Consider the following 6678-nt stretch of genomic DNA (forward strand, 5'->3'; position numbering starts at 1 on the left):
TGCTTTCATGGCGGGCTTGAAAGCCGGGAGAGCGTCTCGCGGCGGCCCGCCATGGAGAATGGCCATGGCCCGAACTGCCGCCAAAATCACCCTCAGCCCGTCGCGGGATATCCCGCTCAACCTCCTGCTCTTGTCCCAGTCCAATGTCCGGCGCGTGAAGGCCGGCGTCTCGATCGACACGCTGGCCGCGGACATCGCGCGCCGCGGACTGCTGCAGAGCCTCAATGTGCGGCCCATGTTCGATGGGGAAGGGCAGGAAACGGGGCAGTTCGAGATTCCGGCCGGGGGCCGGCGCTTTCGCGCGCTCGAATTGCTTGTGAAGCAGAAGCGGTTGGCGAAAGATGCGCCGATCCCCTGTGTCGTCAGCGCAGCGGCAAATGATGTGCTCGCCGAAGAAGACAGTCTCGCCGAAAACAGCTTTCGCGAGCAACTGCATCCGCTCGACGAATTTCTCGGGATGCGGGCGATGGTCGACAAGGGCACCGGCATCGAGGAGATCGCCGCGCATTTTCACACCAGCCCGGCCGCGGTGCGCCAGCGCCTCAAGCTCGCGGGCGTCTCACCGAAGCTGCATGCCCTCTATGCCGATGAGGCGATGACGCTCGATCAGCTCATGGCCTTCAGCGTCGCGGACGATCATGCGCGGCAGGAGGAGGTCTGGGACCAGCTCGAGCACAGCTTCAACAAGTCGGCGGGTTATATCCGGCAGAAGCTGACCGAGAACAGTGTGCGCGCCGCCGACAAGCGGACGTGCTTCATCGGGCTCGATGCCTATGTCGAGGCGGGCGGCGGCGTCGCGCGCGACCTGTTCGAAGCCGATGGCGGCGGCTGGCTCACCGATCCTGCGCTTCTCGACCGGCTGGTCGACGAGAAGCTGAAGGCCGAAGGCGCGCGCGTCCTTGCCGAGGGCTGGAAATGGGTGACGACCTCGATCGACCTCCCGTGGGACGCGACGCGCGGGCTGCGCGAGATCGATCGCGACGAGGTCGCGATGACGGAGGAGGAGGAAGCTCGCGTCGCCGCGCTCGAGGCCGAGGGCGAAGAGCTCGGCGATGAATGGGCCGATGTGCAGGAGGTTCCCGAGGACGTCCATGCGCGGCTCGAGGCGATCGATGCCGAACTCGGCGCGCTCGTCGATCGGCCGCTGACCTTCGATCCCGGGGACATGACGATGGCGGGTGCGTTCGTCTCGATCGATCGCGATGGTTCGGTACGGGTCGAGCGCGGCTTTGTGAAACCCGAGGATGAGCCCGGCGAAGCGGCTGCCGCGGAGAATGCTTTGCCCGACCCGCAGGAAAGTGGAGCGTCCTCCGCTTCTGCCGTCGGCGAAGCGACCGGGGCGGGCGCGAACGGTTCGGGTGAAGACGAGGACGCGGAGGTTCTGAAGCCGCTGCCCGACCGTCTCGTCTCGGATCTCACGGCCTGGCGGACGCTCGCGCTTCAGGACGCCTTCGCGCAGCATCCCGCAACGGCGTTCGCCGCGGTGCTCCATGCCCTCGTCCTCGGCTGCTTCTTTGCCCACAGCAAGGAAAGCTGCGTCCAGGTCGCGGCGAACCGCGTCTATTTTTCGAACGCGCCGACGAACCTGCGCGATTGCCCGCCGGCTCAGGCGATCGACGCGCGCGCGGCGGCATGGAAGGAACGGCTTCCGCAGTCGGACAAGGAGGTCTGGGACTATCTGCTGACCCTCGACGGCGAGGATCAGACCCGGCTCTTCGCGCATTGCGCATCGCTTTGCGTCAACGCGCAGGCCGAGATCGTCCCCAAATATGACAATGGCCGCGTCTCGGCGCATGGCGTCGCCCGGCGGATCGCGCACAGCCATGTGCTGGCCCGGACGGTGAACCTCGATGTGTCCGCTGCAGGCTGGCGGCCGACCGCCGACGGCTATTTCCGCAGCGTGACCAAGCCGCGGATCCTTGCCGATGTCGCCGATGCGCGCGGGGAGCAATTCGCGCAGATGATCGACCATCTGAAGAAAGCCGACATGGCGCGCGAAGCCGAGCGGCTGCTTGAGGACGCAAACTGGCTTCCCGAACCGATGCGCACGCCGGGCATCGATGACGTCGGACCGGCGGGCGCGGCAATCGGGGAAAGCAGCGCCGAACTGCCCGCTTTCCTGGGCGAGGATGCGGCCGGTCCCGGCCAGGATCACGACGCAGAGCTTCCCGTCGCGGCGGAGTGATCGGCCGCCCTTCCATCAATCTCAGTCCAGGCTCCGGTCCGACAGCGATGCCGGGCCGGGCCCATTTTGGAGAATCGACATGAATAGGAAAATCGTCGTCCGCAACCTGGCCGCAGGAGGGCGTCATGGCTAATCGGGTCCCCGCATCCATCCTGATCGGCGGGCAGGTCACGCCGGACATCTTCAGAGCCTTGACCCAGAAGATTCAATTCGAGGGCCTCGCGATCGAATGGGGCGGCGAAAACTTCGAAGCCCGCCACCGCGTCGTGGGCGAGCCGCTTGCTCTCTTCGACGAGGAGTGCGCCTGGGGTCAGTTCGATCAGCTGGAGGCATTTTGCGTTGAGCACAGGCTCCCATTTCTCCGGTGGGCGGGTGGTTATCCGGGCGAATGGTCGCCCGAACGGCTCGTCTTCCGCGGCGATGGCAAGCCCGACAGCTATATGGTCGACGAAAGCGACAATGTGGTCATCGATCGCCGGATGATCGTGGAGTTCGGTTCGGTCGCGGCGGCGCGCGGCTATTTTGACGCGGCGGAATATGACGTGCCACCGCTTCTGGTCGAAGGCGATCCGCCGCCGGCGGCACCGGCACCAGCAATGGTGCCGGGTCAGGAGGAGAAAAGTCATGGCTGACTATTTCTCCCAGACCGTCATTCGACCCTATATTCCCGAAACCGCCATGACCGCGCTCGAACGCGCCGTCCTCGAGAAGATGTTCGACGAGGAGCTCGTGGGCGAAGAGGTCTATTTCTGCGCACCCTATGGTCCGAACGATCTGGTGTTCCTCGACATCGCGTGGGTGAAAGAACTGCTCGACGCCGATGAAGGCATTGCCAGCACCCTGGCGGACCATGTTCGAGGCGAACTCGCTAAAGCTGATCGCGATGACCCCGAACTGGCCCTCGACATGTCGATGATCGGCTACGAGGTCATATTCCAGGACATCGTGAAGCGGTCGGTGCTGGACTATGTCGAGGTCGAAACGGCCTGGACGTGCTCGAAGATGCGCCCCGACGGGTTCGGTGGTGCCGCGATGTTGATCACCGCCGATGATGTCGAATCCGTCTCGACGGCCGGTTGGCTCGAACAAGCCATCTCGGCGCTGGCCGGGGGTGCCGGTCCCGGCTGATCCCGTCTCTCAACCGATAAGCATCTCGAAAGCCCGGCCGCTCCGCCGGGTTTTCGCGTTTCAAGGAGATGAAACATGTCCGCAAAGACAATCTACAACAATACGCCGCTCGGCAGCCTCGTCCGCTTTTCGAACGGCGAACCGCGCCCACCCGAACGCTTCAAGCGCAAGGTCGCGGCGTGGGAAAATAATAATGGATCGGGCCGGCTGGTCGAATGTGCGCCCCCCTATGAGGTGGGTTCCTACCGGGCGCCGGCGAGCTTCACGCTGCAAATCGGCAGCTATGGTAGTCATGGCGTCGTCATTCTCGTGGTGCGCCGGGTCTTCTCCATCGACAGCGAGCTTCATTTCGAGATCGCAGACCGTCCGAAGCCGGGCATGGTGCGGGTGCTGACCAGCTTCCAGGGGCGCGATGAGCTCCAATATCTGGCCGCCGATATGGCGGAAGCGAGAGGCTGGCTCTCCGAGCATGGCTATCCGGGCGCGCGCTGCGAGGTCGTGGGCGACGAGGATTTCGTCGATCGGTCCGCTTGCCAGCCAAGGGCGGCCTGACCGCAACCGGCAGGGAAAGGGCTACCGGGTAGCCCGCTCGGCGAGAGGGAGAGGGGCGCGGGAGGAAGGGGAACGTCGGCGACCCAGAGAGCAGCCGGCCGCCTCCTTCTTCCCGCTCTCGCTTGAAAGCTTCCGCCATGTCATTCTCTCGTCCCGCGGCGGCGCTCCGCGCCCCCGTTTCCTGTCCTGCTACCGCTCCGGCACTCGGCATTGCCCTCGCTGCCGAACATCTTCTTCCCTCCGTCGAGGCTGGCAAGCGCATCGAGGCCGCGCGGCTCCGGGCCGCGATGGCCGAGGCGTTCGGCGGCAGCGACGCCCAGGGGTTTTGGGACTGGAAGGCCGCTTACGACGCCTGCGAAGCCGCCCAGATTCTCTTCCTGCGTCGCTATGGCGACGCGCTCGCCGCCCGTTATCCCGCGGCGAAGATGCGACTTGGTGCCTATGAGCGGCTAGCAGCGCTGTTTCCGACCCAGACGCGGCGTTCCCAAACCGGACAGGCGCTCCAGCAATTATCCACGCCCTTGCCGCTTGCTTTCGTGGCCGCAGTGGCGGCCTCGTTGCAGCCGGGCGACCTTCTGCTCGAGCCTTCGGCGGGGACCGGCATGCTCGCTATTCACGCCGAGCTCGCTGACGCACGCCTGCTGCTCAACGAAATCGGCGACGACCGCGCCGACCTGCTCGGGCAGCTATTCCGGGACATTCCGGTCCACCGTCTCGACGCGGCATCGATCGACGATCGCCTTCCTGCGGGGCCCGCGCCCACGGTGGTCCTCATGAATCCGCCCTTCTCGGCGCTCGCCAATGTCGATCGGGTGATGAAAGGCGCGGCGCTGCAGCATATATGTTCGGCGCTTGCGCGTCTTCGGCCGGGTGGCCGGCTCGTGGCCATCACCGGTGCCGGCTGTTCGCCCGACGCGCCGGCCTGGCGGGGCGCTTTTTCCCGGCTGCAGGAGACCGGGCGGATCGTCTTTTCCGCCGCGATCGACGGCAAAGTCTATGCCCGGCACGGCACGACGATCGATACGCGCCTGACGGTGATCGACAAGCTGCCCGCCGAGGACCCATCGGCCTTTCCGGAAAGCCTCGGCCTTGCGCCGGATACGGCGACTTTGCTCGAGTGGGTCGAGACCCGGGTTCCGCCGCGCACACCGCCGGCTGCGCCCGCGTCGGTGTTGCCTATGTCGGCGCCCCGGCGACTGGCCGCTGCCGGGCTGCAGCCGAAGCAGACGCCGACGGACGACGCGGTGGAACTCGAGTATCGGACCATCGACGGATTGCCATCCGAGGGGCAACTCGGCGAAACGATCTACGAGCCTTATGCGCTCCAGTCGCTCGTTATTCCCGGCGCGCGCCCGCATCCCACCGCGCTCGTCCAGTCGGCCGCTATGGCATCGGTCGCGCCTCCCAAGCCTTCCTACCGCCCGCATCTCCCGGCCCGGCTCGTTGCCGACGGCCTTCTCTCCGACGCGCAGCTCGAATCGATCATCTACGCCGGCGAGGCGCACAGCGGCTGCCTCTCTGGTGCATGGACGGTCGATGAGACATGGGACCGCGTCGACGCCGCGTCCGACGATGCGACAAGCGCGGTGCAGTTCCGGCGCGGCTGGTTCCTCGGCGACGGCACTGGGGCCGGCAAGGGCCGGCAGGTCGCCGGCATCATCCTCGACAACTGGCTGAAGGGCCGCCGCCGCGCCCTCTGGATATCCAAGTCGGACAAGCTGCTCGAAGACGCGCAGCGTGACTGGTCGGCGCTCGGACAGGAAAAATTGCTCGTCACGCCGCTGTCGCGCTTCCGGCAGGGGACGTCGGTCAAGCTCGCCGAAGGCATCTTGTTCACCACCTACGCGACGCTGCGCTCTCAGGGGCGCGAAGGCAAGGCGAGCCGGATCGAGCAGATCGTCGATTGGCTCGGGGCGGACTTCGACGGCGTGATTATCTTCGACGAGGCGCATGCGATGGCCAATGCCGCTGGAGGCAAGGGCGAGCGCGGCGACCAGAAGCCGTCACAGCAGGGGCGTGCCGGGCTACGCCTGCAACATGCGCTTGCCGACGCCCGCATCGTCTATGTGTCGGCGACCGGCGCGACGACGGTCCAGAATCTCGCTTATGCTCAGCGGCTCGGCCTTTGGGGTGGCAGCGATTTCCCCTTCGCCTCGCGTGCCGATTTCGTCGCGGCGATCGAAGATGGCGGGGTTGCGGCGATGGAGGTGCTTGCGCGCGACCTCAAGGCGCTCGGCCTCTATGCGGCGCGCTCGCTTTCCTTCGATGGCGTCGAATATGAACTGCTCGAGCATAGGCTGACCGACGAGCAGCGGCGCATTTACGACAGTTATGCCGCCGCCTTCCAGGTCATTCACAACAATCTCGACGCAGCCATGGAAGCGGCGGGCGTCACGAGCGCCCAGCATGGGACGCTCAACGGCCAGGCGAAGTCGGCGGCGCGCTCGGCCTTCGAGAGCACGAAACAGCGTTTCTTCAACCATCTGATCACCGCGATGCAGACGCCGAGCACGGTCGCGAGCATCGCGCGCGATATCGAGGCGGGCCATGCCGCAGTCGTCCAGATCGTCTCGACCGGCGAGGCGCTCCAGGAGCGGCGGCTCGCCGAAATCCCCGCGGACGAATGGAACGACGTCTCGGTCGACATCACGCCGCGCGAATACATCTAATGTTGAGCTCAACATTACACGAGTTCTTTGCAGTCGCAGTTTATGTCGAGCGTGGCGGCGCGAGGCGCAGGTTTCCTTCGGTTTTCCATGATTTCACTCCAGATATTATGAGGGTTAGAGAGAGTGTTCGGAGACGGGTCAGGC

5 protein-coding genes are annotated in these 6678 nt (G+C 65.6%); all 5 read left to right on the plus strand.

Annotated elements, in window-relative coordinates; genetic code table 11:
* The first annotated feature begins 64 nt into the window (after positions 1 to 64).
* The 5 genes from FG91_RS09265 (at position 65) to FG91_RS09285 (ending at position 6534) form a co-directional block, all read left to right on the plus strand.
* Positions 65 to 2185 (plus strand): ParB/RepB/Spo0J family partition protein, encoded by a 2121-nt coding sequence (locus FG91_RS09265; RefSeq protein WP_037514389.1) that lies wholly within the window; start codon positions 65 to 67, stop codon positions 2183 to 2185.
* 125 nt (positions 2186 to 2310) lie between these two features.
* Positions 2311 to 2817, plus strand: a complete 507-nt coding sequence (locus FG91_RS09270; RefSeq protein ID WP_052187455.1) for a hypothetical protein — start codon at positions 2311 to 2313, stop codon at positions 2815 to 2817.
* A complete protein-coding gene (locus tag FG91_RS09275; RefSeq protein WP_037514390.1) occupies positions 2810 to 3313 on the plus strand; it encodes a hypothetical protein in 504 nt (167 codons plus the stop codon). Before FG91_RS09270 ends, FG91_RS09275 begins: the two co-directional genes overlap by 8 nt.
* A 75-nt stretch (positions 3314 to 3388) precedes the next feature.
* On the plus strand, positions 3389 to 3865 hold the full coding sequence (locus tag FG91_RS09280) for a hypothetical protein (protein WP_037514391.1): 477 nt from the start codon (positions 3389 to 3391) through the stop codon (positions 3863 to 3865).
* Between the two features lie 137 nt (positions 3866 to 4002).
* Positions 4003 to 6534, plus strand: a complete 2532-nt coding sequence (locus tag FG91_RS09285) for a strawberry notch-like NTP hydrolase domain-containing protein (protein WP_037514417.1) — start codon at positions 4003 to 4005, stop codon at positions 6532 to 6534.
* Positions 6535 to 6678: the final 144 nt, after the last annotated feature.

The sequence above is a fragment of the Sphingopyxis sp. LC81 genome (assembly GCF_000756375.1).
In the GTDB taxonomy this organism is placed as follows: Bacteria; Pseudomonadota; Alphaproteobacteria; order Sphingomonadales; family Sphingomonadaceae; genus Sphingopyxis.

Coding starts and splice junctions, on each gene's coding strand:
- FG91_RS09275 (WP_037514390.1), top strand. CDS start 2,810: ATGGCTGACTATTTCTCCCAGACCGTCATTCGACCCTATATTCCCGAA.
- FG91_RS09270 (WP_052187455.1), top strand. CDS start 2,311: ATGGCTAATCGGGTCCCCGCATCCATCCTGATCGGCGGGCAGGTCACG.
- FG91_RS09280 (WP_037514391.1), top strand. CDS start 3,389: ATGTCCGCAAAGACAATCTACAACAATACGCCGCTCGGCAGCCTCGTC.
- FG91_RS09285 (WP_037514417.1), top strand. CDS start 4,003: ATGTCATTCTCTCGTCCCGCGGCGGCGCTCCGCGCCCCCGTTTCCTGT.
- FG91_RS09265 (WP_037514389.1), top strand. CDS start 65: ATGGCCCGAACTGCCGCCAAAATCACCCTCAGCCCGTCGCGGGATATC.